At 42.2% G+C, this 25,755-nt stretch carries 31 protein-coding genes and 1 riboswitch; of the genes, 25 read left to right on the top strand and 6 right to left on the bottom strand.

The window, feature by feature from the left end; translation table 11 throughout:
* The first annotated feature begins 86 nt into the window (after window positions 1-86).
* The 4 genes from sigX (at window position 87) to ACSQ2E_RS09320 (ending at window position 3,921) form a co-directional block, all read left to right on the top strand.
* On the top strand, window positions 87-641 hold the full coding sequence (sigX, locus tag ACSQ2E_RS09305) for an RNA polymerase sigma factor SigX (protein ID WP_435990269.1): 555 nt from the start codon (window positions 87-89) through the stop codon (window positions 639-641).
* A complete protein-coding gene (locus tag ACSQ2E_RS09310; RefSeq protein ID WP_435990270.1) occupies window positions 613-1,836 on the top strand; it encodes a hypothetical protein in 1,224 nt (407 codons plus the stop codon). Before sigX ends, ACSQ2E_RS09310 begins: the two co-directional genes overlap by 29 nt.
* Before the next feature lie 219 nt (window positions 1,837-2,055).
* Window positions 2,056-2,949: a peptidoglycan DD-metalloendopeptidase family protein gene (locus ACSQ2E_RS09315; RefSeq protein WP_435990271.1), complete on the top strand. Its 894-nt coding sequence runs from the start codon at window positions 2,056-2,058 to the stop codon at window positions 2,947-2,949.
* Between the two features lie 114 nt (window positions 2,950-3,063).
* Window positions 3,064-3,198: riboswitch (FMN riboswitch) on the top strand.
* Window positions 3,199-3,351: 153 nt separating this feature from the next.
* A complete protein-coding gene (locus tag ACSQ2E_RS09320) occupies window positions 3,352-3,921 on the top strand; it encodes an ECF transporter S component (RefSeq protein WP_435990272.1) in 570 nt (189 codons plus the stop codon).
* A gap of 107 nt (window positions 3,922-4,028) precedes the next feature.
* Here ACSQ2E_RS09320 and ACSQ2E_RS09325 read toward each other — a convergent pair whose 3' ends face one another.
* Window positions 4,029-4,277, bottom strand: coding sequence for a ferredoxin (locus ACSQ2E_RS09325; RefSeq protein ID WP_034758261.1), 249 nt, complete (start codon window positions 4,275-4,277; stop codon window positions 4,029-4,031).
* Window positions 4,278-4,500: 223 nt separating this feature from the next.
* Here ACSQ2E_RS09325 and ACSQ2E_RS09330 point away from each other — a divergent pair, with 223 nt between their 5' ends.
* The 5 genes from ACSQ2E_RS09330 to ACSQ2E_RS09350 all read left to right on the top strand — a co-directional run bounded on the left by ACSQ2E_RS09330 (window position 4,501) and on the right by ACSQ2E_RS09350 (window position 8,931).
* On the top strand, window positions 4,501-5,565 hold the full coding sequence (locus ACSQ2E_RS09330; protein ID WP_435990273.1) for a helix-turn-helix domain-containing protein: 1,065 nt from the start codon (window positions 4,501-4,503) through the stop codon (window positions 5,563-5,565).
* On the top strand, window positions 5,543-7,015 hold the full coding sequence (locus ACSQ2E_RS09335; RefSeq protein WP_435990274.1) for a RecQ family ATP-dependent DNA helicase: 1,473 nt from the start codon (window positions 5,543-5,545) through the stop codon (window positions 7,013-7,015). The genes ACSQ2E_RS09330 and ACSQ2E_RS09335 overlap by 23 nt, the downstream gene beginning before the upstream one ends.
* A 9-nt stretch (window positions 7,016-7,024) precedes the next feature.
* Window positions 7,025-7,624: a CPBP family intramembrane glutamic endopeptidase gene (locus tag ACSQ2E_RS09340; protein ID WP_435990275.1), complete on the top strand. Its 600-nt coding sequence runs from the start codon at window positions 7,025-7,027 to the stop codon at window positions 7,622-7,624.
* Complete coding sequence (locus tag ACSQ2E_RS09345; protein WP_435990276.1) at window positions 7,617-8,312, top strand: LysM peptidoglycan-binding domain-containing protein; 696 nt, start codon at window positions 7,617-7,619, stop codon at window positions 8,310-8,312. Before ACSQ2E_RS09340 ends, ACSQ2E_RS09345 begins: the two co-directional genes overlap by 8 nt.
* Window positions 8,313-8,475: 163 nt before the next feature.
* Window positions 8,476-8,931: a DUF2663 family protein gene (locus ACSQ2E_RS09350; protein WP_435990277.1), complete on the top strand. Its 456-nt coding sequence runs from the start codon at window positions 8,476-8,478 to the stop codon at window positions 8,929-8,931.
* Window positions 8,932-8,987: 56 nt separating this feature from the next.
* Here the strand turns inward: ACSQ2E_RS09350 and ACSQ2E_RS09355 are convergent, their stop codons facing one another.
* Together ACSQ2E_RS09355 and ACSQ2E_RS09360 are read right to left on the bottom strand one after the other, a co-directional pair.
* On the bottom strand, window positions 8,988-9,248 hold the full coding sequence (locus ACSQ2E_RS09355) for a spore coat protein CotJB (RefSeq protein WP_435990278.1): 261 nt from the start codon (window positions 9,246-9,248) through the stop codon (window positions 8,988-8,990).
* 6 nt (window positions 9,249-9,254) lie between these two features.
* Entirely contained in the window at window positions 9,255-9,476 is a 222-nt protein-coding gene (locus tag ACSQ2E_RS09360) for a spore coat associated protein CotJA (RefSeq protein ID WP_435990279.1), read from the bottom strand.
* Between the two features lie 151 nt (window positions 9,477-9,627).
* Here ACSQ2E_RS09360 and ACSQ2E_RS09365 point away from each other — a divergent pair, with 151 nt between their 5' ends.
* From ACSQ2E_RS09365 to ACSQ2E_RS09395, 7 genes are all read left to right on the top strand, one after another.
* Complete coding sequence (locus ACSQ2E_RS09365) at window positions 9,628-10,263, top strand: CBS domain-containing protein (protein ID WP_435990280.1); 636 nt, start codon at window positions 9,628-9,630, stop codon at window positions 10,261-10,263.
* Between the two features lie 59 nt (window positions 10,264-10,322).
* The gene (locus ACSQ2E_RS09370) at window positions 10,323-10,706 is read left to right on the top strand and encodes a hypothetical protein (protein ID WP_435990281.1); all 384 of its coding nucleotides are present in this window, start codon (window positions 10,323-10,325) and stop codon (window positions 10,704-10,706) included.
* Window positions 10,699-11,463, top strand: coding sequence for a metallophosphoesterase (locus ACSQ2E_RS09375; protein WP_435990282.1), 765 nt, complete (start codon window positions 10,699-10,701; stop codon window positions 11,461-11,463). Before ACSQ2E_RS09370 ends, ACSQ2E_RS09375 begins: the two co-directional genes overlap by 8 nt.
* 96 nt (window positions 11,464-11,559) lie before the next feature.
* On the top strand, window positions 11,560-12,471 hold the full coding sequence (locus ACSQ2E_RS09380) for a MerR family transcriptional regulator (RefSeq protein ID WP_435990283.1): 912 nt from the start codon (window positions 11,560-11,562) through the stop codon (window positions 12,469-12,471).
* A gap of 71 nt (window positions 12,472-12,542) precedes the next feature.
* Window positions 12,543-13,127, top strand: a complete 585-nt coding sequence (locus tag ACSQ2E_RS09385) for an adaptor protein MecA (protein WP_435990284.1) — start codon at window positions 12,543-12,545, stop codon at window positions 13,125-13,127.
* Between the two features lie 501 nt (window positions 13,128-13,628).
* Entirely contained in the window at window positions 13,629-14,906 is a 1,278-nt protein-coding gene (locus ACSQ2E_RS09390) for a Glu/Leu/Phe/Val family dehydrogenase (protein WP_435990285.1), read from the top strand.
* Window positions 14,907-15,130: 224 nt separating this feature from the next.
* Window positions 15,131-16,096 (top strand): YpdA family putative bacillithiol disulfide reductase, encoded by a 966-nt coding sequence (locus tag ACSQ2E_RS09395; RefSeq protein ID WP_435990286.1) that lies wholly within the window; start codon window positions 15,131-15,133, stop codon window positions 16,094-16,096.
* Window positions 16,097-16,164: 68 nt separating this feature from the next.
* Here ACSQ2E_RS09395 and ACSQ2E_RS09400 read toward each other — a convergent pair whose 3' ends face one another.
* Window positions 16,165-17,142 (bottom strand): asparaginase, encoded by a 978-nt coding sequence (locus tag ACSQ2E_RS09400; protein WP_435990287.1) that lies wholly within the window; start codon window positions 17,140-17,142, stop codon window positions 16,165-16,167.
* 86 nt (window positions 17,143-17,228) lie between these two features.
* Between ACSQ2E_RS09400 and prsW the strand changes: the two genes are divergently transcribed.
* Window positions 17,229-17,912, top strand: a complete 684-nt coding sequence (gene prsW / locus ACSQ2E_RS09405; RefSeq protein ID WP_435990288.1) for a glutamic-type intramembrane protease PrsW — start codon at window positions 17,229-17,231, stop codon at window positions 17,910-17,912.
* A 69-nt stretch (window positions 17,913-17,981) separates the two neighbouring features.
* On the opposite strand, the gene ACSQ2E_RS09410 is transcribed toward prsW, so the two are convergent.
* Entirely contained in the window at window positions 17,982-18,326 is a 345-nt protein-coding gene (locus ACSQ2E_RS09410; RefSeq protein WP_034758298.1) for a hypothetical protein, read from the bottom strand.
* Between the two features lie 258 nt (window positions 18,327-18,584).
* Between ACSQ2E_RS09410 and sleB the strand changes: the two genes are divergently transcribed.
* The 8 genes from sleB (at window position 18,585) to fni (ending at window position 25,461) form a co-directional block, all read left to right on the top strand.
* Window positions 18,585-19,376, top strand: coding sequence for a spore cortex-lytic enzyme (sleB, locus tag ACSQ2E_RS09415; RefSeq protein ID WP_435994481.1), 792 nt, complete (start codon window positions 18,585-18,587; stop codon window positions 19,374-19,376).
* 14 nt (window positions 19,377-19,390) lie between these two features.
* The gene (gene ypeB, locus ACSQ2E_RS09420) at window positions 19,391-20,737 is read left to right on the top strand and encodes a germination protein YpeB (RefSeq protein ID WP_435990289.1); all 1,347 of its coding nucleotides are present in this window, start codon (window positions 19,391-19,393) and stop codon (window positions 20,735-20,737) included.
* A gap of 145 nt (window positions 20,738-20,882) precedes the next feature.
* A complete protein-coding gene (locus ACSQ2E_RS09425) occupies window positions 20,883-21,530 on the top strand; it encodes a flagellar brake protein (protein ID WP_435990290.1) in 648 nt (215 codons plus the stop codon).
* Between the two features lie 52 nt (window positions 21,531-21,582).
* Complete coding sequence (locus ACSQ2E_RS09430; protein ID WP_435990291.1) at window positions 21,583-21,759, top strand: YpfB family protein; 177 nt, start codon at window positions 21,583-21,585, stop codon at window positions 21,757-21,759.
* Window positions 21,760-21,885: 126 nt separating this feature from the next.
* Window positions 21,886-22,554, top strand: coding sequence for a (d)CMP kinase (gene cmk / locus ACSQ2E_RS09435; protein ID WP_435990292.1), 669 nt, complete (start codon window positions 21,886-21,888; stop codon window positions 22,552-22,554).
* 1 nt (window position 22,555) lies between these two features.
* A complete protein-coding gene (locus ACSQ2E_RS09440) occupies window positions 22,556-23,137 on the top strand; it encodes a lysophospholipid acyltransferase family protein (protein WP_435990293.1) in 582 nt (193 codons plus the stop codon).
* Between the two features lie 119 nt (window positions 23,138-23,256).
* Window positions 23,257-24,390 carry a 30S ribosomal protein S1 gene (gene rpsA, locus ACSQ2E_RS09445; RefSeq protein ID WP_435994483.1) on the top strand — a complete coding sequence of 378 codons (1,134 nt, stop codon included), beginning with the start codon at window positions 23,257-23,259 and terminating at the stop codon, window positions 24,388-24,390.
* A 12-nt stretch (window positions 24,391-24,402) separates the two neighbouring features.
* Window positions 24,403-25,461, top strand: a complete 1,059-nt coding sequence (fni, locus tag ACSQ2E_RS09450) for a type 2 isopentenyl-diphosphate Delta-isomerase (RefSeq protein WP_435990294.1) — start codon at window positions 24,403-24,405, stop codon at window positions 25,459-25,461.
* Window positions 25,462-25,574: 113 nt separating this feature from the next.
* On the opposite strand, the gene ACSQ2E_RS09455 is transcribed toward fni, so the two are convergent.
* Window positions 25,575-25,697, bottom strand: a complete 123-nt coding sequence (locus ACSQ2E_RS09455) for a YpzI family protein (protein ID WP_435990295.1) — start codon at window positions 25,695-25,697, stop codon at window positions 25,575-25,577.
* Window positions 25,698-25,755 lie beyond the last annotated feature (58 nt).

A 25,755-nucleotide genomic window follows, 5' to 3' on the forward strand; every position in this document is an offset into this window, starting at 1 on the left:
TCCTTTTCACCTGAATAATACTATATTGATAGTGTGTAACTTTTTTACATATAAAACGACTAATAATCTGACGGGGAGGGAATAAAGTGAACTCCGTTTTTGAGAAATTATACTCTGCTTATCATCAGGATGTATTTCAATTCCTCATATACATGGTACAAAATAAACAGCAGGCTGAAGACCTAGTTCAAGAAGTCTATATAAGGGTGCTTAAATCTCATGAGAATTTCGAAGGGAAAAGCTCCGAAAAGACCTGGCTTTTTTCCATTGCGAAAAATGTAGCGATTGATCATTTCAGAAAACAAAAAAACTGGAAAAACCGTATTCTGGATAAATTCGATTGGAGTCGCAATGAAATAACAGACGACGGGGCACTTCCCGAAGAGATCGCCGTTGCCAATGAAGAGATCCAAGTGTTGTATGAATGCTTAAAATACTGCACAACGGACTTTCGAATGGTCATCATCATGCGTTACTTACAGGAACTTTCAATCACCGAAACCTCTGAGGTGCTTGGCTGGTCAGAAAGCAAAGTGAAGACGACCCAGCATAGGGCCATCAAATGGTTGAGAATTGAAATGAATCATCGGCTCCCAAAGGAGGAAAGAGACATTGAACAAGTCAGAATGGAAAGATCGTGATATTGAGTACCTCATCAAAAAGCTTCCTCAAATCAAAGATGACCGAACTTCTCAATATATCCAAGCAAGAATGGAAAGTCGAAAAAAGAAAAGTCAAGCTTCATTCAAACGATTCATACCGGCAGTTGCTGCACTTGCCGCCATATTCATCATGGTCCTACTCGCTCCCACCGTTCTAAATCAACTAACGGAAACCAGCATGGACAAACCTGAAACGGGAACGGCCGATTCAACGGGAAGCTCTGAAAATAATATGGAAATGGCTTCCCGGGAGAAGAAAACAGAACTTCCTCCCGAATCAAGGAAAGAAGAGAAAGTCGCTGTGACGGAAGATAATCAAAAAGAAAACAACAAGCTGACAATGTCTGAAGACCCTCAAGAACCTAAAAAAAGGCTTTCTCTCTATGAAGATGACATAAAGGGAAAGGAATTATATAACTTTGGACTTGTTTCACCGGATGCAGTACCCATACCTGTATCGATTGTCGAAGAACAGAAAAAAGAAGACTGGTTAACAAGACATGAACAAATTGCCGAGAAGCTACCTGAAACGGACTGGGGACTTGAAGACTACCTTCCTTTAAATGGCGACGTGTCTTTTGACAAAAATAAGGTCATCTTCACTCTCCGGCCTGATCACTCTTACAGTGGCAGGAGTGCAGTCGAATACGCATTTTATCACTCTCTTCAATATTCCTTCCAACATAAGGGTTTAGAAGAGGTCGTACTGAAAAATCAGGACGGCTCGGTCCCTCAATTCAGTTCCATGGGAGAATTCTCAAGTGTTGATTTGAATGAAAATACACACAGTGCATACTATCTATACTCGCCAAATGGAAAGGACCGATTCCTAGTTCCGGATAATATAAACAGAGGGGGGACCAAGGAGGCAATCCAGGCAATGAAAAGTGCAGAGACGGGCCTCTTTCAAAGTGTCATCCCGAAAGAGATCAATTTCATTGTGGCAGAAGCAGATGAAGTGGTAACCATCAGTTTCTTAAACGAATTGGATTTGACCTCTTTAGACGAACAAACCGCACAGGAGATGATTGAAGGGATATTACTGACAAGCAGGAGTTCCGGATATGAGAGCGCCCGGTTTGAAAACATCAAACAGGAAAGCTGGAACGGTTTCGACTTTACAGGACCTATCAAGACACCGATCAGCCCGAATAAAAAGAGCTTACTAAACTAAATAACATGCATAAGGCCAGAAGCGGATTTGACCTCCGATTCTGGTCTTTCCTATTTTTTAGCCATGAGATGAATATTTGCCTCATACAAAGACAAACTACTCAAAGGAAAAATATCTCAAAAAGTATGCTGGTGCATGTAATGAGGGGGAAAAGGTTAGAATGGTGTAATACATATAGAAGTCGAGGTACGTAGTCAATAAGAGCGAAGGAGGACAAGCATGATTTTCGATTATGCAAGAAGGCTTTTCATCGTTTTTCTTTTAACATTATGTGTATTCATGATGTTCTTAACCGGTAATGAGGCAAAAGCAGAGGGGGATAAGGTATCAGGGGACACAGCTTCCTGGACATTTCCCGTAGAAGGCATGGTAACAGATTCATATGGTACCCGGTCGGGATCTCACAAAGGCATGGATATCGGAGGGGAAGCCGGGTCGCCTGTGTATTCTGTCGACAAAGGAAAAGTGATCAAATCCTATCTTTCAGAGAGCTATGGTCATGTTGTATTCATCAGGCATGAAAATGGATATGAAACCGTCTATGCCCATCTTCAAAGCAGGCTTGTGGATGAAAATCAGGAAGTGGCACAAGGTCAACAACTTGGACGATTAGGGAATACGGGAAGATCAACGGGGGCCCATCTTCACTTTGAAGTACATAGGGGGGAGTGGACGATTGATAAAGAAAATGCAATCGATCCCTATCGTGTTTTCGGTCATGGGGAAGTCGGGCAGCTTGTATTTGCGAAAGAGCAGGATCCTTTCCAGATAGTTGGTGTCGCAGGTAATCTGGAATCGCCTCCTGATGAGAGGGCAGAAGAGGGGGTGCATATCGTACATGAAGGAGAGACCCTTTGGGGGATTTCCCGACAATACGATTTGTCAGTTGAAGATATAATGCAGGAAAATGCATTGAAGAGCTCCGAGTTAAAGGTCAATCAGAGATTGATGATACGGGGGTCATCCCCTGAAGGGCAGTACGTAGTGAAGCAAGGGGACACGCTCTATTCCATCTCTATGGCAGAGGGGATCGATATGGATGAACTGGTCTCGAAGAATGATTTGAACCCGGCATCGGCGATATATCCGCAACAGGTGCTCAAGGTGGATTGAGTACGTCCTGAACAACGTGGAAAAGGGGTATCACCTAATTAGTTCGAATTCGAACTGTTTTTCTTCACATAACCCTCAACTTTATGTATAATGAGAATGTATAAAAAAATAAAGATTCGTCTTCGGGGCAGGGTGAAATTCCCTACCGGCGGTGATGAAACCACGTGTTTCTAAGCCCGCGAGCCTTTTGGGGCAGGATTTGGTGCAATTCCAAAGCCGACAGTATAGTCTGGATGGGAGAAGATGAAGGTGATGGCCACAACGTTTAGAAAATGGGAAGCTAAACGTTTATTAGGGTATGCCTTTCATTCTCCGGGATATGTATATCCGGGAGTTTTTTAATGCTGCCTTTGGCTTGAACCGTCTTCGATTTGAGATGAATCTCCTAAAGGAGAGAGAGTTATGAAAAAAATGAATACGCGCATGTTTGTCACAGTTGGTATGCTAAGTGCCATATCGTATGTACTAATGTTATTCAACTTCCCAATTCCACCATTTCCAAAGTTTCTAATGGTTGATTTCAGTGATGTACCAGCATTGATTGCGACGGTCACACTGGGACCGCTTGCAGGAATATTGGTTGAACTGTTTAAAAACGTGATCGATTATGTCATGACTGGAAGCGACACAGGTGTTCCGATTGGTCATGCAGCCAATTTTATTGCGGGAGTTCTTTTGATCCTGCCGACGTATTACATCTATTCACGTTTTCAATCGAAAAAAGGTCTGTTGATCGGACTGATCACAGGTACCGTCGTCATGAGTATAAGCATGGGGATCTTGAATTATTTCGTGTTCCTGCCTGCTTATAAATACTTCATGAACTTCGAGCTTCCTGCTGAAATTATCATTACCGGAATCGTTCCATTCAACATCTTGAAAGGGATTTTGGTTACATCCGTATTTACCTTACTGTTTGTCCGCCTTCAAGGCCTGCTATCAAGGCAAGCGGCCTTAAACAAAGCGGCATAGTGATCATATAAAATAAACCCCTCAACTATATTGAGGGGTTTTTCTATTGAGATGACTTACCATAAAAAAAGGCTAAGAAGAATAGATCTTCTTAGCCTTCATCCTTACTATTCAAATTTCAGTGCATCTCCGTCGAATGGTTCGTCAGATACTTTAATGGAATCTGTCGGGCAACCTTCGAATGCATCGATCATATCATCTTCCAATACGTCAGGAACTTCAACCGTTCCCTGGTTATCATCTAATGTTACAAATGCAATACCTTCATCATCATAATCGTAAATATCTGGAGCGGCAGCCCCGCAAGCTCCACATGCAATGCATGTATCCTTGTCAACGATCGTATATTTTGGCAAAGAAAAAACCTCCCGAATAAATAATTCTATATAATTCATCATTATACACAATGTCAATTTGTGAAAAATCACTTAATGTTTATTTTATAGAGGATTGAGTGACTTTTCAATAGTTAGGTGCTTTCTTTTTATTTTTATCCTATATAAGAAAAACAAAACATGGTGAAAAGCCAATTTCATGGTACAATATTTGACAATAACCTACATATTAAGGAGTAGAGAATTGACCTATCTTCATTATGTGATCCTATACTGTTTTTTGCAAATTAGTGGAGAACGTTCCGTTTACTCGGTATTTCATATTTTAAAAGGAAAGAAGTCATCCCAATCCATTCAGGATGCACATATTTTTCATCTGCAACCATTTTTCCTTTCATTACCTAAGCTGAAGCGGCCCTTTTTCAATCAAAAGGTAAAGGAATTGGAGAAAGAAGGATGGATCACTTTTGGTGAAAGCGATAATGCCCAAGTGTCACTCGAGGGATCCAAAGCCGTGAAAGAACATTTTCTGGGTGATCCTTTCCCTTCAGATATGAACGGGCTCATATATGGTGATCAAACCCGTCTATTCTGGATGAGATTGAGCCTTCTGGTTCAAGTGCTTTCCAATGCCAAACAACAGGAAACACTCTATTATCCGGTTCAGCGGAACAAACATATTCAGGAATGGGTAAAGGATTGTATCAGGACCCACCCTAATCGTGACCATCTCTCGTCCCAGCTGTATAAAGAGCTGACCACCCTGTTGAATACTCAAGGGAATGATCCATCATTATTGGTCTATCGATTAACCGGATATCGAGACTACGGGTGGACGGAATTTCAGGTGGCAGAGAAAAAAGGAATGGATCCAGAAGAGTGCAGATTCAGATTCCTGAATTTGCTCCACGGTATGCTGACAGAAATAGAAAAGGACCCTGAAGGCTATCCTTTATTATATTCGATCAGCTTGAAAAGTGAGCACAGACAGAACTTGACCATATCGACCAGCAAGACTTACGACTTATATAAGAGGGGGCATACCCTCGAAGAAATTGCACAGATTCGTAAATTGAAACTCAATACCATTGAAGATCATGTCATCGAGTTGATTTTAACAGAAGAAGATTTGGCCATTGAACCCTTCATTACCAGGGAAGAATACGTAAATGTACTGAAAGTGATGAAGGAAGCACAAACGAAAAGACTCAAGCCCATTAAAGAAAAGCTCCCTCATTTGACTTATTTTCAAATTCGGGTCGCAATCGCAAAGGCAGGTGAAACACGTGAATTTGCAACGAGAACTTAAAGAAAGATTCGGTTATTCTTCCTTTAGGGAAGGGCAGGAAGAAATTATCCATTCCGTACTGAATCATCAGGATACGGTTGCTATGCTTCCGACAGGAACAGGGAAGTCGCTGTGTTATCAGCTGCCTGGATATCTTATGGATGGGCATGTGTTGATTATTTCTCCCCTGCTCTCTTTAATGCAGGATCAAGTGGAACAGATGAAAGTGATGGGGGAAAAGCGGGTTATCGCACTGAATTCTTTTTTGCCCTATATGGAAAGAAGAGACGCTTTGCAACAATTACATCTGTATAAGTTCATCTTCATTTCCCCTGAAATGTTAATGAATCGAGGGGTCATATCCTCCCTTCAATCATTGGATATCTCCCTATATGTGATTGATGAAGCCCACTGTATATCTCAGTGGGGACCTGATTTCAGGCCGGATTATCTAAAGCTCGGGGATCTGAAGGAGCTGCTCCGTAACCCGACCACCCTGGCATTGACGGCAACGGCGACAAAGGAAGTCAGGGAAGACATCAAGCAGGTGCTTCAAATGAATCATGCTGTTGAAATGGTTTATTCAGTCGATCGCGGGAATATTGGATTATTTGTTAATAGGGTAGCCGGACAAAGTGAAAAGCTGAATACTTTGTTAGAGTGTGTGAGAGCGTGGTCGGGTCCGGGGGTAGTATATTTCTCAAGTAAACGTATGGCTGAAGATGTTGCCCTCTGGCTTTCAGAGAAAGGTGTGGCAGATGTTGCCCACTACCACGGGGGAATGGAGCAAGAGGACCGGATCTTAATTCAGCAGCAATTCCTTTCGGGAAAACTGAGAATGATCTGTGCAACCTCAGCGTTTGGGATGGGAGTGAATAAAGAAAATATCCGATTCGTCATTCACTTTCATTTCCCATCCAGCATCGAAGCGTTTTTACAGGAAATTGGAAGGGCGGGCCGCGATGGGGAGAGTAGTGTTTCTGTCGTGTTATACTCAGAACAGGATCTTTCCTTGCCCTTACAGCTCATTGAAAGCGAGCTGCCCGAGGATGATCAGATTCGAGGTTTTATTAACGAAAGCAGAAAGGGTCATTCGAAGGAGTTAATCGAACAGCTGCAGCTTACAGAGGTGCAGTATCGATTCCTTACGTATTACATAGATGAGTTGACCCGGGGAATGCCATTTGATCAAGATAGATTACTAGAAAAAGTGAAACAAATCCGGAATAATCGTTTACAATACAAGAAGGAGAAGCTGTACTCCATGATCAACTGGCTTCAAGCCGTTACATGCAGACGGGGGAAGCTGCTCGATTATTTCAATGAGAAAATGAATGTGGATCATCCATTTTGTTGTGATGTATGCGGTGATTCACTCGATGATTTCAAGACCAAGCCTTTCGCGTTAAATAGAGAAGAACCCGGTGTGACAAACTGGGAGAAAAGGTTAGAAAATTTATTATTAGGATAAGTGGTAACAATGCAGAAGCAAGGGGAAATCATTCAACAGCTCACTAAGAAACAATTAACTTTCCATTTGTATTTTACTCAATTTTTACTATTAACGATTGCCTGTGTATTAGGTATATTTTTATTTGACGCAACGTCTGAATTCTGGAAACAGCTCAGGTTTTCCCCCATCATTTTTACGGTCGGGATGACGAGCGGTCTCCTGATCGTCATGATCGATATCCTCCTGATGAAGGTGTTACCTGCTAAATACTATGACGATGGCGGGGTCAATGCACGGATATTCACTAATCGAAGCATCGGGGAAATTGCCCTTTTAGCTTTTTTTATCAGTGTAAGTGAAGAGGTATTATTCAGGGGTGTGCTTCAATTTCATTTTGGACTGGTCATCTCAAGCATTATTTTCGCACTCATTCATTTCAGGTATTGGGCTCACTGGTTTTTAATCATCAATATAGTACTGCTCAGCTTTTGGATCGGTTTCATTTATGAATCCACAGATAATTTATTGGTTACGATCATCATGCACTTTGTCATCGATTTTTTACTCGGCTTACACATGCGTAAGAATGGAAGACAAAGAAGTAAAGAAGGGATGTCACATGAGTAAAGACCCATATCGAGATCAGGCAGCGAAACGGAAGATAAAAATTGAACGAGTCCCTGAGGAACCACCCGCCAAAAAAAGGGAGCCGCTTCCGCCAAGAAGTGAGCTGCACAGAGAAAAACATCAAAAGAACAAATGGAAAATGAAATATCCTGTGATCAGTATGCTGCTCTTATTTTTTATTTTATTGCCTCTGACTGTTTTTGGCATTTACTCTTTTTACGATCACAGAAATGGTCCCCTGGTCGTCATGTCGGAAGATGTAGATGACGTGGTTGAAGTCCGTTATGATCAAGAAAATGAACAAGAAGAAAGTGAGGCTGCCGTGGCCCCTCAAACGGAAGAAGAGCCTCCTGAAAAGGAACAGAAAAAGGCATCATCGAAAGAGTCCGCTTCCTCTACGGGTGAGAAGAATCAACAAGCCTCGGGGCCACCACCTAAAGAAACGGTAGAAGAAAAGCCGAAGGAGCAGATTAAAAAGGAACCAAAAGAAGAACCACAGGAAATAGAGAAAGAAGAACCAAAGGTCAAGGTTGTGTATCATACGGTTAAACCAAAGGAAACCTTGTACCGGATCGCCATGAATTACTACCATTCCCCATCTGGCGTTGATCGGATCAAAGAATGGAATAAGATTCAGGATACTGAAATCCAAACAGGCCAAGTGTTGGAAATCCCGTTGGATCAATAAAACATCCTCCCCATCATATGGGGACGGGTGTTTTTTTATGGGGAATTTACATTTATTTGCAACAATCATCTTTAGGATATAACATTACGTATCCATTTTAATATGCTGATTCTATCTCACTGGACATGCTCATACATTATAAGGAGGGAAGGGGTGTATATAGATGGACCGGGGAGGAAAGGGATTTGGGGAATGGACAGATCAAGCAACGGAGCAAATGCTCTATAACCTGATTGAAAAAAAACAAAAATTTGATAAAGCGAAGGCCCTTCACCTTTATGCATTATGGGGGGCAATGTTTGCATCCTTCTTTTTTCTGTATTATTTGACGAAATTCGTGTTAGGCCCTTATTCATACTCGTTTGCTGCGATGTTCTCTATCTTTGTATCTGATTCCATTCATTTATTCATGGCACTGTTTCTGGTTGTGCTATTCGGAGCTGCAAAAATATTATATGAAAAAAAGGAAAAGAAAGAGAAAGAATATCATGCATTAAGATGCGAAGTCATCGATCGCAGTAAAGATTTATGGAAAGAAGAAGCGTGGAAAAAGAGGCATCATGTATACGATAAAATGAAAAAAGAATGGGATATCAATCTATTTCATGGCAGTAAATAAGAATCCAGTGCTTCATGGAAGCACTGGGAGTGTATGATGACAGGCATGCACTTATCTCACACTTGCCATGGCCACGGTGCATCTTTCCAATCCCACGGGTAATTGGAGTAGCTGTACCCATAATGGGTCAGGGGACCGAACTCCTTTTCAAACTTCTTTTTAATTTGTTTTCGCGTTTTTACATACATATTGTACTGTGAGATGGCTTCATAGTCTTCCGGGTGGGTGTCCAGGTACAGAGTGAGATCGACAATGACGAAATCGATCGCCTGCAATTCTTCCAACACGTCATAATAATGGGCGGGAAGTTGTTTCATATGGGATCATTCTCCCTTCGTTTTTTCGTAGGGACTATAATACGGATCATAAAATACTTTCCACAACGTCCCCTTCTGCAATGCCTCTTTAGGTGAATATTGTTCCAAATTAGGGGGCTGAAACCCAAGATACAGGTTTGGGGGAGTCGAATATACCTTCCGAGTAATCGGCTTACACGGATCATTTGGACTTATATAGGGATAATATGCTTTATAGAACTCATGCATACGGATACCTCCTTTAAATGAATTCCTTCGTAACAACATATGATAGGAGGAATGGGAACATGTTATTTTATATAAATTCATAAGAATGAAGGGAAATACAAGGGAAATGTTGAATACTTAAGGTGTAGGAAATTAATGATGAGGTGGTCAAATGTTTGTTAAAAATGCCATGATACCGAAACACAAATGCTATGTGGTGGATGTAAACGATTCAGTTGAAAAGACGCTGACGGTGCTTGAACACCATAAAATCGATGGGGTACCTGTCCTTTCGAATGAAGAGTTTAAAGGCGTAGCGACCCGTTATAATATCTATCAAAGCTTCTTCCTTTCCGGAATGGACAAGGAAACCTTTCTCAAAGAGAAAAAAGTCAGTGATATCATAACAGATTCGGACAAATATATGACCGAAAAGGATGTATTTGAAAATGCATTGATCGAATTAAAAGATTCGCCGATCCTCCCGGTGGTAGGTGGAAATAATAAGTTCCTGGGACTCGTTACACGCTTTGACGTCCTGGATCAATTCAGAAGTGCATTCGGCATGGATCAGAAAGGAGTACGCATCGCTTTCTCTTCTGTAGAAACGGAAGGACGGATCGCGAGGCTCGGTGACATCATCCAACAACATTCAGAATCGGTGATATCCCTAGTAACGTTCGATGAATCGGATAAATTGTTACGTCGTATTGTCCTCAAGGTGGAAAAGAAGGACAATATGGATAAATTCCTTCATAAGTTAGAGAAATCGGGATTCCGAATTCTCGATATACATGAAGATGAATAATTGAATAAATCCCTGTATGAAAAAAAATCCTTCTCATAAGATTTATGGGAGGGATTTTTTTGATCAATCATTTTGTGAAACTGATAATTACGTTTCTTTTAGGGTATCTATTCATTACATGGTTTCCGGCATCCGAACGATTTACAAATCCTGAATTCATTGTGGAGATGGTCCTCAATCCGGTACAGTTCTTTGCAGCGTCTATTGCTTTTATGATGGGGATATTGATCCAGGTGAATGTACTGAAAGCTGAATTCTATTCTATCCTACAATTATGGAATGGAAAACTACATAAAGAATCAATCCTCATTCCATTTCACTTAGCGGTGATTTGCGTGTTGAGCGGGTATGGCATATGGCAAACCATGATTTTTTCCTGTTCAGCGATTTTTTATGGTATCATTTCAATAGATTTTCGCCGTCAAGGAGGCCACAATGCTTGAATTTTGTATTATTTTATTGGCAGGGGGAGTAAGCCTCCTCTTTTATATGTTATATGAAGCCCGACGTAACGTTGTAAAGATTGAAAACGTTAAGCTGCCCTCTTATCCTGAACAAATGAAGCCCGTATCCCTTTTTTTCATTTCCGATATACATAAACGGGAAATTTCAAATGAAATCATCGAAGACGTGAAGGGAAAAACGGATCTTGTCATCATCGGAGGGGACCTTTTGGAAAAAGGGGTGCCTTTTTCAAGGGTCGAACGTAATCTCGACAAACTCCTGACATTGGGGAGCGTTTATTTTGTATGGGGAAATAATGATTATGAAGTGAATACAAGCAGGTTAAAACAGATATTCAAGAAAAAAGGAATCATCGAAATCGTCAATTCTTCAGTGAAAGTGAAGATTCATAATGGTGTCATCAACTTGATAGGAGTGGACGACGCAAGTACCCAACGGGCAAATTATGAGGCTTCACTTGAACGGGTACACCCTGATGAATTCAATCTTTTGGTCAGTCATGATCCAAGACTTGTGAATCAAGTTCAGAAAAAGGACGGAATCGATTTCATGGTAAGCGGTCATACGCACGGGGGGCAGATTCGCCTGTTCGGTTGTGGGATGTATAAAAAAGGAAGACTTGAAACTCTCCCGGAGACCACCCTATTAGTAACAAATGGCTACGGGACAACCGCCATTCCTTTACGACTGGGTGCCCCGGCCGAAACCCACTTGTTGGTGATGGATAAAGAATGAAATGAACAAATGTTATCCATTACCTATACAAGTTTTACACAATAAGGTTTCTCTATTATAATTTTAGAGAGATGAGAAATACTTGGGGGACTATTTATGAGCGATGAAAAGAAGTTGGAAGGCAAATACAATATTAAAGCTGTGTCTACCATTTTAGGGATTCAACCGGGAACATTGAGGGCATGGGAGAGAAGGTATCAGATCATTGCACCTGTGCGGAATGAATCCGGGCACCGTTTGTATACCGAACAGCATTTAAATATATTGAAATGGCTTGTTGAAAAGGTGGATCAAGGCTTTACCATCAGTCAAGCCGTTGCGTTACTGGACAAACAGGAACTGGAAGAGAATGAAATCACATCCTCCGAACAAAAGGATCGCACCCAAACGATTTCCGATGATCTCTTAAAGGCTTTATTAAGTTTTGATGAAACAAAAGCCCATGAATTGATCAACCAGTCGTTTACGGTGTATACGATTGACAAGGTGGTCATCGACATTCTCGGGAGTCTCCTGGTAAGGATCGGGGATTTATGGGAAAATGATGAAATCACGACGGCCCATGAGCATTTTGCCACTTCCATCCTCAGGTCCCGGATCGGTATCATCATGCATTCATTCCCGCATAACGGGATATTACCCAAGGTAGTGGCTGTCTGCGGCCCTGGGGAATGGCATGAATTAGGATTATTGATCTTCACTCTTTATGTACGAAGAAAGGGGTTTGAAGTCATCTATCTGGGATCGAGCATAAAAGAGAATGATATTGACGTCGTACTGGATGAAGTGGATCCAAAGTTTTTATTCTTCTCATGCACACTGCTTGAAAACGTTGATAACCTCCTTTCCCTCGTTACGTCCTTAAAGAACGAGCGAAAAAACCTCGTGATCGGAATGGGCGGATTCGCAGTTGATCATTTGTCCAAAGACGTAAAGGCAGAATTTGATGAACACATCGTGGGACAATCGAAATCCGAATGGGAACAATGGCTCAAAAGTAAATTATAAGTGGAGTATGCACTGTTTTTTGCCCCTTACATAGTATGATGATAAATCGTTACACTCTAGGGGGTACGAAGATGAAGCTCGAAAGAATTTCGGACAATAAAATAAAATTTTCCATTAGTGTAGAAGAGTTAGAACAAAAAGGCTTGTTTGAACAAGACCAATGGAAAGATTCCTATATGTGGCATGATCTGTTCGAAGACATGTTAGATGAAGTACAAGGGAAGTTCGGCATTGAAACGCAGATGGAAATCACAGTGGAGATCGAATCATTTGATGATCAGGAAATCTGCTTGATCCTCACGTTAGAATCAGAAGATGACTTTTCTGACTGGGAAGAAGGTACCGAAATGATGAAATCCATGAATGATCACGATGTTCTCGTGTATTTCGATGATTTCGAAGACTTACTCAACCTTCTTGAACGGATCAATAAGATGGGAAAGTTGAGCCATTCCCTCACTCAATGCAGTATTTTTTATTATGAAAAAAAGTATTACGTACTTATAGAGAATTTGCTTGAAGGCGACAGCTTCGTCCTTGAAGCAATTTGCGTAGAATATGGTCAACACTCGACGATCACGAAGCATATCCTCATGGAATATGGCCGAGTTGTGTTACAAAGGGATTCCATCGAAAAGATATTGTATTATTTTTGACTAGTTGATACTGGTATTGAATCTACCCCCTTTAAATATATGTTTTATACTGGAACTCATCAGTTTTTGCACTCTCAGGGTCAATCCTGGGGGTGTTTTTTGATTGGTTGGAAGCGTGTCCAGCTCCGGCGGCTAGAGGCTCGAGGTCATAAGTCAAACCGGCCAAAAAGGCAAAAAACGCCTTTGTGTCCGCTTCGCCTTATGCTTGTCACCTCTAAGCAAGCCGCCTCCGCTTTTCGATGTGTCCAGCTCCGGCGGCTAGTCCCTCGAGGTCATAAGGTCAATAGTCCAAGAAGGCAAATACCGCCTTCCCGGCCCATTGACCTTATGCTTGTCGGGCCTGAACAAGCCGCCTCCGCTTTTCTTAAATGATAGCGTTTTCAAAAAAATGCTTCATATTGAATTTTCCTTCTTTGCAAGTGGAAATCAAACGTGTATACTATGTCATGAAAGCGGACGAGCTTCCGCTAAACAGTGAAGGATACTGGGAGGTTTACATACATGGTAGCCGAAAAGGGGAAAGAAAATCACCAAGCAGAAGAGCAGCATGATGTGCTGAAATCTACACAAACGGTTATTCATCTTGCACTTGATAAATTAGGGTATTCAGAAGAAGTTTATGAATTATTAAAAGAACCAATTCGTATGTTGACGGTTAAAATACCAGTCCGGATGGACGATGGAAAAGTAAAGGTGTTCACGGGCTATCGTGCCCAGCATAATGATGCGGTCGGACCGACAAAGGGCGGGATTCGCTTTCATCCGAACGTTTCGGAAAAGGAAGTCAAAGCGCTTTCCATATGGATGAGCTTGAAATGCGGAATCGTCGATCTTCCATATGGGGGAGGTAAAGGCGGGATCATCTGTGATCCACGGGATATGTCATTTAGGGAGTTAGAGCGTTTAAGCCGTGGATATGTGCGTGCCATCAGCCAAATTGTAGGACCGTCGAAAGACATTCCTGCACCGGATGTTTTCACCAACTCGCAAATCATGGCATGGATGATGGATGAATACAGTCGGATTGATGAATACAATTCTCCAGGATTCATTACCGGAAAACCATTGGTGCTGGGAGGATCCCATGGCCGTGAAACGGCAACTGCCAAAGGGGTGACGATCTGTATCCATGAAGCGGCGAAGAAAAAGGGCATCAAACTCGAAGGAGCAAGGGTAGTCGTTCAGGGGTTCGGGAATGCCGGAAGCTTCCTTGCCAAATTCATGCATGACGCCGGTGCGAAGGTGATCGGGATATCTGATGCCTACGGCGGCCTGCACGATGTGGACGGATTGGACATCGATTATTTGCTGGACAGACGCGACAGCTTTGGAACGGTCACGAAGCTGTTCAATAATACGATTACAAATGAAGAGCTACTGGAGCTTGATTGTGATATTCTAGTGCCTGCTGCTATTGAAAATCAAATCACGGACAAGAATGCCCACAATATAAGGGCTAGCATCGTCGTCGAAGCGGCCAACGGACCGACAACACTGGATGCGACGAAGATCTTGACGGAACGCGGAATTCTATTGGTACCTGATGTGTTAGCGTCGTCAGGTGGAGTGACGGTTTCGTACTTCGAGTGGGTTCAGAACAATCAGGGGTATTACTGGACAGAAGAAGAAGTGGAAGAGAAACTCGAAAAGATCCTGGTCAGCTCTTTTAATAATGTGTATGAAACGTCACAAACAAGAAGAGTGGATATGAGGCTCGCCGCCTATATGGTTGGGGTAAGGAAAATGGCGGAAGCCTGCAGGTTCAGAGGGTGGATTTAGCGATATATTAAAAAGGGTAGGGTGCATGGCATCCCACCCTTTTTTCTATTGGAATCACATTCATTGCTGCCCATAATATGAGTGTGGATCCCGGGAGACCGAGGGCTCCTTTTTGACCTGGACGCAATCTTATTCCATAATAACTGAGTAAAGACTTTTTAAAAATCTGAAGTGTACGGATGAACTTGATCATTCAGATAGAGGAATTGAAGGAGTGTCTGAATTTGAAAATGGAAGAATGCATTATTGTAGGCGGAGGACCATGCGGGTTGTCAGCTGCCATTAGTCTGAAAGAAAAAGGGATCAATCCTTTGATCATCGAAAAAGGGAATATCGTCAATGCGATTTACCACTATCCTACCCATCAAACCTTCTTTTCGTCGAGTGAGAAGCTTGAGATCGGTGATGTGCCTTTTGTCATTGAAGAGCATAAGCCGAGAAGGAATCAGGCATTGGTGTATTATCGCGAAGTGGCGAAGCGTAAAAAGCTGAGGATCAACCGATTTGAAACCGTTTATAAAGTAGAGAAGCACGACGGTAGCTTTACGGTGACTACTTCTAAGGGCCATTACGAAAGTAAGTCGATTGTCATCGCAACCGGATACTACGATAACCCGAATTATATGGAGATCCCGGGAGAGGAACAAGAGAATGTGTTTCATTATTTTAAAGAAGCCCATCCTTTTTTTGATACAGATGTGGTTGTCATCGGAGGGAAAAACTCCGCGGTTGATGCTGCTCTCGAATTGAATAAAGCGGGGGCTAGGGTCACCGTTTTATACCGTGGAAGTGAATATTCCAAAAGTGTCAAGCCATGGATTCTCCCGAATTTTGATGCCCTTGTAAGAAACGGTGAGGTCACGATGGAGTTTCAGGCATGTGTGGATGAAATAAACGGGGATTCGGTACTTTACAACGTTAATGGAGAAAAGAAAGAAGTTATGAGTGATTTTGTGTTTGCCATGACCGGCTACCATCCGGATCACAGCTTCCTGACGAAGATGGGAATCGAAATCGATAAGAAAACAGGTCGTCCTGCCCATGATCCCGAAACGATGGAAACAAATGTAGACAGCGTCTATATTGCAGGTGTGATTGCTGCAGGAAACAATGCCAATGAAATCTTTATTGAAAACGGTCGTTTGCATGGAGGACTGATTGCTGAATCCATCACTGGAATGAAAAAATAGAATGAAGAATGAGAAAGAGGCTCACTCATGAGCCTCTTTCTTTCGTCTATATTACTCGTGATCTTTTACTAATTTTTGAAAATCGCTTCCAATTCTTTTATGTCATGTATTTGGGAAAGGGCGACCACAAGCTTGATTCTGGCCTTTTGTCCATTTAGACCGTTTGAGAAGATGACCCCTTTTTCCTTCAGTTGTTTTCCACCACCGGAATATCCGTAAATGTCCTGGACAATCCCGTTGAAACATCTGGACACCAATACGACGGGAATATTCGATTTTAACAGTTCCTCGATGCCCGTCACCGTTTCCGGCGGGAGATTCCCCTGACCCAATGCTTCGATGACGACCCCGTCATACTGAAGATCCTTAATGGCCCTCAGTAATCCTGAATCCATCCCTGCGTATGCCTTTATGAGTGTCACCCTTTTAGAAATATCGCATACCTCGTAGTGTTCGTTCGAGGTAGGCTGGTGATGAAAGAGGACACCTCTTTTCGTCACGATCCCGATCGGTCCATATTGTGGGCTCTGAAAAGTGGATACATTGCTTGTATGGGTTTTGGTCACATTTTTTGCTGAATGGATCTCGTCGTTCAGGACAACTAAAACCCCTTTGTGCATGGATTTATCGTCCGCCGCTACCCGGACGGATGATATCAGATTATATAAACCGTCGGCACCTATTTCATTGCTTGATCTCATGGCTCCTGTCACGACGATCGAGATGGGGAGGGAGAGGGTCAAGTCTAAGAAATACGCTGTTTCTTCCAGTGTATCTGTACCGTGGGTGATGACGACCCCGTGGAATGGCGTTTCCTGATACTTTGCTTCGATGATCTCTTTCAGCTGCTGCATATGCTCCGGCGTAATATGAGGGGAAGGCAGATGGAATGCTTCTTCGACCGTTAAATTTGCCAGGCTTGAAACGATGGATGTCTGTACCGAAAGCGGGTTTTCTTTTCCCGGTGTAACGGCTCCGGTCTGTTCGTCTTCCATCATCGAGATGGTACCGCCTGTATGTATGACTAAAATATCTTTCTTCATCATTCATTCCTCCAACCATTTAAATTCCTATTTCCAATCCTACATTAACATGATACGATTAAGAAAACCGAAAGAAAAGAGGACTTTTTATGCTGGTGATTTTATCAGCGGGTATAGCACCAGGATTAGCATTGTTAAGTTACTTTTATTTACGGGATCAATATGAGGCCGAACCCATTACATTGGTGTTTAAAACGTTTATGTACGGGGCCCTTATTACCTTCCCGATTATGTTTTTACAATATGTCCTGGAAGTGGAAGGGATCATTGATTCTAATTGGTCCACTGCCTTCATTTCCTCCGGGTTCCTCGAAGAATTTTTTAAGTGGTTTATTTTGATGTTTGCAATCTTCCAGCACGTGGACTTTAACGAACCATACGACGGTATTGTGTATGGAGCCAGTGTTTCTCTTGGGTTCGCAACAGTAGAAAATATATTATATTTGATCGCCAATGGCGTTGAGCATGCATTTGGGAGGGCGGTACTCCCTGTATCGAGTCATGCCCTTTTCGGGGTCATCATGGGATACTATTTAGGAAAAGCCAAGTTCTCATCCCGAGAAGAAAGGCATAAATGGCTTTTTCTGGCCATCTCAGTGCCTATCTTGTTGCATGGAACCTACAATTATATTTTCCTTGCTGAGAAAAACTGGGTTTACTATATGGTTCCGTTCATGTTTTTCTTATGGTGGCTGGGATTAAAGAAAGTGAAGAGTGCCCACCAGCTTACAGAGAAGAAGTACAAAAGGGAATTGAAGAAAGAAGTCATTTAAAGACGCTCACGATAAGGGGCGTCTTTTCCATTGAATGAGAAGAACCCCCGCTAAATGCGGGGGTTCGATTTATTTATAGGCAGCAGCAAGATCGGTTTTGGGGGATTCTTTTCGCTTCACTTCATCAATTTTGTTCACAAACATCTGAAATACTTTTCTTTTTTCATCCAAGTCGCGTATGTATTCTTTCAGTTCACTATACTTTTCTTCAAATGGTTTATGATACATTTCCCTGATATTTTCAATGATTTCTTCATTCACCGTGGATTGAATGACCTGCTTTGTAATTCCATATTTATAGGAATAGACTTTCAATTCTTTTTTTACTTCCTCATAGTCAGTATTGATTTGATCCAATACCTCCGAAATATCCTCTTTCCACTCATCCAAAGATTTCGCTAAATAATCCTCCATCATGACCCTCCTGTTTGAATTAATAAGTATCCCTAAATTTATTATAACCTTGCTTGTTTACATCTTTTTTGCTGAGACATTACAGTGTCTTATCAAAGTAGTTCACTTCTGCAGGCACTTTTCCCAGTTTTAAATTTTTAATGATTCCACTTGTATAAAATGGGAGCCTCTACAAAAACTAGAGTTAATGTTAATTGAAGATATGGAGGTTAAGGCATTATGAATAGTCGTTTCAAATGGGTTTCTACTTCAGTCGTCATGGTGCTTATGTGTTCTCTTCTTATGATCTCTTCTGAAGGGGAAAAGGCAGACGCTTTTACAAACCAGGTAATTCAGCATGGCGCAACGGGTGAGGATGTAATTGAGCTTCAATCCAGACTTCAATATATCGGATATTATAACGGCGATATTGATGGTGTATTTGGATGGGGGACCTATTGGGCACTCCGAAACTTTCAATATGAGTTCGGTCTTCCAATCGATGGCCTTGCCGGTGCGAAAACGAAAGAAAAACTTGTAAAGGCATCGAAGTACAATAAGGAATATGTGAAAAATCAAATTGAAAAAGGCAATAACTTCAGCCATTATGGCGGGACAGATTTAGATAAACAAAAAGGTGGGGGAGGGGGAAAGGCTCCTGCTCAAAACAAGCCGGCCCCGTCTAAGCCTACGGCGGTGAATACACCGAATGGATTTTCCCAAAATGACATCCAGCTGATGGCAAATGCAGTCTATGGAGAGTCACGCGGTGAACCGTATGAGGGGCAAGTCGCTGTTGCCGCAGTCATTCTTAATCGGATAGACAGCTCTGCTTTTCCAAATACGGCAGCAGGGGTGATCTTTGAGCCGGGCGCCTTTACAGCCGTGGCTGATGGACAAATCTGGCTGACGCCTAATGAAAAGGCGAAAGAAGCGGTTTTAGATGCAATAAATGGTTGGGATCCTTCGTCCAGTGCCCTTTATTACTTTAATCCTGCGACAGCAACAAGCAAGTGGATTTGGTCGCGTCCACAAATCAAGAAAATTGGTAAACACATATTCTGTAGTTAAAGAGGTGAAGTAAATTGCTACGTGTCATTCTAATTACGGTGCTTGTCCTCGGTGTAGCCGGAACCGCTTTTTGGGGGTACCAGGAACATCAGGAGAAGAATGCGATACTGATCAATGCAGAAAATAACTATCAACGGGCGTTTCATGAATTAACCTATCAAGTGGATCTGCTTCATGACAAAATCGGTTCCACTCTTGCCATGAATTCAAGAAAATCACTGTCACCGGCACTTGCCGATGTGTGGAGATTAACCTCACAGGCTCACAGTGATGTTGGGCAGCTACCTTTGACGCTGCTGCCGTTTAATAAGACGGAAGAATTCCTGAGCAATATCGGTGACTTCAGTTATCGAGTAGCTGTAAGGGATTTAGATAAAAATCCTTTAACGGATAAAGAATATAAGTCATTGGAAAACTTGTATGAACAAAGTGCTGATATACAGAATCAGCTAAGAAAAGTACAGCATCTTGTCATGGAGAACAATTTACGATGGATGGATGTTGAACTTGCGTTGGCATCAGGGAATGAACAGGCAGATAATACCATTATCGATGGCTTCAAGACCGTCGAGAAAAATGTATCCGGATATGATGAAGCGAACTTTGGAACGACCACCTTCGTCAATACGGAGAAAAAAGATCAAAACTTTAAAAAGTTAAAGGGGAAAGAGATTTCCAAAGAGGAAGCAGTCAAGATATTACGAAGATATTCCGGTATCCCGAAATCAAAGGATGCAAAAGTATCAAAAAGCGGGAAAGGGGCCGATTACAAGTTCTATAGTGTATCGATCGGAAATGGAAATACGGAAGCGAGCATGGATATCACCCAAAAAGGCGGGTATCCGATCTGGTATATCAATAATCGCAAAATCAAGGAACCGAAGATCAGCTTGAACAAAGCGGCTGAAAAAGCGACGACTTTCCTGAAGGAAAATGATTTCCAAAAGCTTGAGATGTTTGAGAGTGCACAATATGATAACATTGGTATTTTCACATACGTGACGGTCCTGGATGGCGTAAGAATTTATCCTGACTCAGTCAAAATAAAAGTAGCTCTGGATAATGGACAGATTGTCGGATTTGCTGCTGAAGAATACTTAAAGAATAATCATGAAAGAGAGGTTCCTAAAGCTTCTATTACCAAGGCAGAGGCGAAAGAAACGACGAATCCCAAGCTGAAGATAATGGAAGAGCGTCAAGCGGTGATCGTGAACGACCTGAATGAAGAAGTGCTATGCTATGAATTCATGGGCATGCTAGGTAAAGATACCTATAGAATATTCATCAATGCAGACACTGGAGAAGAAGAAAAAGTAGAAAGGCTCAAAAAAGCTGAGCCCATTTATGAAGAAGTCGTTTAACACTTAGAGGGACGGACCTCCAAATTTGGAGGTCCGTCCCTCTCTTGTTGGAAAATTCAGAATGGAGTTAAAAAAGGTATGGAAAGGTGAGGGATCTCGTGACATAATATAGATACATATTATGGGAAAGTGGGAATTTCGGACTATGATAAAAGCAGGTACCACATTGCAATTGGAGCCTATACATAATGAAACATTTGATCGATATAGATGCAGGGTGGTCGAACTTTCCGACGAGGGGATTTTTATTGATTATCCTATCCATACCAAAACGGAGAAAGCCGTTTTTTTAATCGATGGAACACAGATGAAAGCAAGCTTCACCCTCAATGAGCAGACGGTTCTGATGTTTGAAACGGAAGTGATTGGTCGTAAATTATCCAAGATACCGATGATCCACCTGCATTATCCAGGGGACGAAGGTCTAATTAAAGTCCAAAGAAGACAATTCGTCCGTGTCGAAGCGAGTACCGACATTTCATTAAAGATCAATGGTCAGTTTCATCCGACAATCACGGAAGATCTCAGTGCAGGGGGTTGTGCTGTGGTGGTGAGAAAAGGGATGGATTTGAAAAGTGGCATCAAGCTATCCACAATCATCGTCCTGCCGATGCAGACAGGGGAGTGCCGGTATGCAGAAATCGAAGGAAAGGTGATCCGAGTCTGGGAGAAGGAGCATAAACAGATTGCGAGCATCGAGTTTGTTCACTTAACTGAGAATCAGAGACAACTTATTTTAAGATATTGTTTCGAAAGACAGCTTGACTTAAGAAAAAAAGGCTTACTTGAATAAAAAACCAAAATGTACACATACTTTTTCTTAGAACGGAAAAAGGGTGATCTTGGTGAAAACGGTAGAAAGAATTCTAATAAAATTAGCCATCATACATGTCATATTATTAATAGCGGTCCAGTTTGTATTCCATCAATTTAACTTCCTTCCCGAGCTGCATAAGCTCGTTTTCTACGAAGGGGTGGAGAAAATGGAGTACAGTGAAATTGTCGAAACCCTATCACGTTAGAGCAGGAGATGGATCCCTGCTCTTTTTTTTGGAAGAATATCTTTAAAGAAAGAATCTATAAACGAAAAATGAGATTTATGTTAAAATGGGTAAGAAAATTAATAGGAATTTAAGTAGGTGGATGAATTGAAAAAATTAAGAATTGCAATCGATGGTCCTGCAGCAGCAGGGAAAAGCACTGTTGCAAAGATTGTGGCAGGGAAATTATCTTATCTTTATATTGATACCGGGGCAATGTACCGGTCTTTAACGTATAAAGCTTTGAGCAACAACGTAGACTTGCATGATGAGAATGAATTGAATCAACTATTGTCCGAAACGACGATCGAACTTGAACCTTCAGCAGAAGGCCAGCTTGTATTCCTGGACGGGACCGATGTAACAGATGAAATCCGCCAGGCTTCCGTGACCAATTCAGTGTCTCATGTGGCAGTTCATTCCGGTGTGAGGGAAGAAATGGTGAAGAGACAGCAGCTGCTTGCGAAAGAAGGCGCCGTTGTTATGGACGGAAGGGATATCGGCACTCATGTCATCCCTGATGCAGAAATCAAGGTTTTCTTACTCGCGAGCGTGGACGAACGTGCCCAAAGGAGACATGAAGAGAACCTCTCGAAGGGATATCCGAGTGACCTGGAGCAATTAAAAGAAGAAATCGCCCGCCGAGACAAAATTGATTCAGAAAGAGAAGTGGCTCCTCTGAAAAAAGCCGAAGATGCAACGGAAATAGACACCACTTCCCTTTCCATATCAGAAGTGGTGGACCAAATCATGTTGTTAGTAGAAAGGAAAGGTTAAAGTGAACTTATATACCTTTGCCAGAGGTCTAGTTAAGTCAATCCTTTCACCATTGTATCGAATTGACGTGAAAGGGTTGGAGCATTTCCCGAAAGATGGAGGGGTTCTACTGTGCTCCAACCATATTGATAATCTGGATCCGCCAGTTGTCGGGATTTCAGCACCTAGACCTGTGGCCTTCATGGCTAAAGAAGAGCTCTTCAACGTACCCGTATTAGGGAAATTGCTGCCTGATTTACGTGCATTCCCTGTAAAAAGAGGCATGAGTGACCGTGAGGCACTCCGAAAAGGTTTACAGGTACTGAAACAGGGAGATGTTTTAGGACTGTTTCCAGAGGGTACAAGAAGTAAGACAGGGCAAATAGGCAAGGGATTGGCAGGAGCAGGCTTCTTTGCTCTTCGTTCTGAAGCTTACGTGGTACCCTGTGCCATCATCGGTCCATACAAGCCATTCAGGAAATTGAAGGTTGTATTCGGGCCGCCGATCCCGATGGATAGTATCCGTGAGGAAAGACTAAATGCGGAGAAAACCACGGAAATTATTATGCAGCATATTGAAAACTTGATACATGAGCATCAATAATATAAGGTTTCCCGCTTGACAAAAAGTAGTATTTATTAGAAGTTAGTAGAAAGAATATTTTAAATTGCGAAGTCTCAAAATAATCAAAATCTTTGCAGTCATGGATTAAGGAGGAGTACATAATGGAAGACATGAATGGAATTGAAGTGAAGAATCTTGAAATTGGTGAAAAAGTAAAAGGGACAGTCACTAAGGTTGAAGAAAAACAAGTCTTAGTCGACGTTCAAGATAGTAAAGTGGATGGCATCATTCCAATTAGTGAACTCTCAAGCCTTCACATCGAAAAAGCTTCTGATGTAGTCAGTGAAGGGGATGTACTTGAGTTAATCGTGACAAAAGTGGAAGAAGAATTGTTGGTTCTGTCTAAGCGTAAAGTGGATGCGGAAAAAGCATGGGAAGAAATGAAGGTCCGCTTTGAAAATGGAGACGTCTTTGAAGCTGAAGTGAAAGACGTTGTGAAAGGCGGTCTTGTCGTTGATCTAGGAGTAAGAGGATTTGTTCCGGCCTCATTGGTGGAAGATTACTATGTCGAGGATTTCTCCGATTATAAAGATAAAATGTTAACCTTCAAGATCGTTGAGCTGGATCAGGAAAAAAATCGTTTGATCCTTTCCCACCGTGCAGTGGTCGAGGCAGAGAAGCAGCATCAGAAGAAGCAGCTGCTGACAGATATCGAATCGGGTGCAGTCCTTGAAGGGACAGTCCAACGTATCACCGATTTCGGTGCCTTTGTAGATATTGGTGGAGTGGACGGACTTGTCCATATTTCCCAACTCTCCCATGAACATGTAGAGAAGCCTTCTGATGTAGTGACAGAGGGACAAAAAGTACAGGTGAAGGTCCTGAGTGTCGATCGTGACAACGAACGGATTTCTTTATCCATCAAAGAAACCCTTCCTGGACCATGGAGTGATATCTCCGATAAGGCCCCTAAAGGAACTGTGTTGGATGGGGTCGTAAAACGCCTTGTATCTTACGGTGCATTTGTAGAAGTATTCCCTGGGGTTGAAGGACTTGTTCATATCTCTCAAATTTCACATAAACATATCGGTACTCCACACGAAGTGCTTCAGGAAAACCAGGATGTAAAAGTGAAGGTGCTAGACGTGAATGAAAATGAACAACGCTTATCTTTAAGCATCAAGGCACTTGAAGAAAAAGAGGATGAAGTAACGGATTACGAAATGCCTCAAGAAAGTACCGGGTTCCAATTAGGTGAAATGATCGGAGACAAACTAAAAGATCTTAAGTAATGGTGATGAATTGTGACGAGAGCTCAAAGAAAGCAAGACCACATTAATTATGCAATATCCACCGGTCAACAGCGGAAGACAGGTTTTGATGAAGTGGCTTTTGTTCACCAAAGCTTACCGAATATAGCAGTAGATGAGGTTCATCTGCAGTCTGAAATTGGCGAACTTATATGGAGTTCGCCAATTTTCATAAATGCTATGACTGGTGGAGGTGGAGAAACCACTACAAAAATCAATCAGGAATTATCGATTCTTTCCAGGGAAACGGGGCTGGCAATCGCAGTAGGATCCCAAATGTCAGCTCTTAAAGACCCTGCTGAACGAAAAACGTATGAAGTCGTCCGGAAGCACAACCCGGATGGGATGGTCTTCGGGAATTTGGGAAGTGAGGCAACAGTTCAACAGGCAAGGGATGCCGTTGAGATGATTAGAGCCGATGCCCTGCAGATCCATTTAAATGTGATTCAGGAATTGACGATGCCTGAAGGGGACCGTGACTTCCGGGGGGCCTTGGAAAGGATACAGAACATTGCGGAGAATCTTTCAGTACCTGTGATTGTGAAAGAGACGGGGTTTGGCATAAGTAAAGAGGCTGCCGAATCCTTGTCCCGTTCAACGATTTCTGCCATCGATATAGGCGGATTCGGCGGAACAAACTTCTCGAAAATCGAGAATCAACGACGAAAGCGTATGTTGGATTTCTTCGATGAATGGGGTATTCCCACTGCCATTTCAATAGCTGAATGTTATGCCGCCTCGGATAAGCCGATCCTCGCATCCGGAGGGATCCAAAATAGCTTAGACATCGTTAAGTCTTTAGGATTAGGGGCATCTGCTGTAGGGATGGCCGGCGTCATCCTTAAGCATCTCCTGGAATCGGGTTTGAAGGATACCATTGATGAAGTGAATCAAATTCATACGGATATTCAGTTTTTAATGTGTGCGCTCGGGTGTAGACGGATTGACGATCTTCATAAGGTACCCATTGTGCTATCGGGCCACGTGTACCATTGGCTTGAGAAAAGACGGTTGAACCCCGGTGCATACAGCAATAGAATGTTTGATATGTAAAAAGAACGAATTCTCAAGATTGAGAATTCGTTCTTTTTTTGTTGCACGGGTTATGAGATGGAGTCCATCGATGGCGTTTATGCTTGACGCCTCTGACCAAGCCGCCTCCGCTTTTAACGTTTAGCTTTTTCCGTTCCTTCAAGGCTTGTTGCTCCGTTGTAGTGTAAGCCCTGGTCACGGTCTGATTCCACGCGTTTGCTCTGTTTCAGTTTCTTCTCTTGTCGATCTTTGCCCACTTGAAAACACCTCCTTTCTTTATTTTTTCTTTGGAAAGTTGATTCATACATGAATGAG

The organism is Rossellomorea sp. LjRoot5 (assembly GCF_964253455.1).
In the GTDB taxonomy this organism is placed as follows: Bacteria; Bacillota; Bacilli; order Bacillales; family Bacillaceae_B; genus Rossellomorea.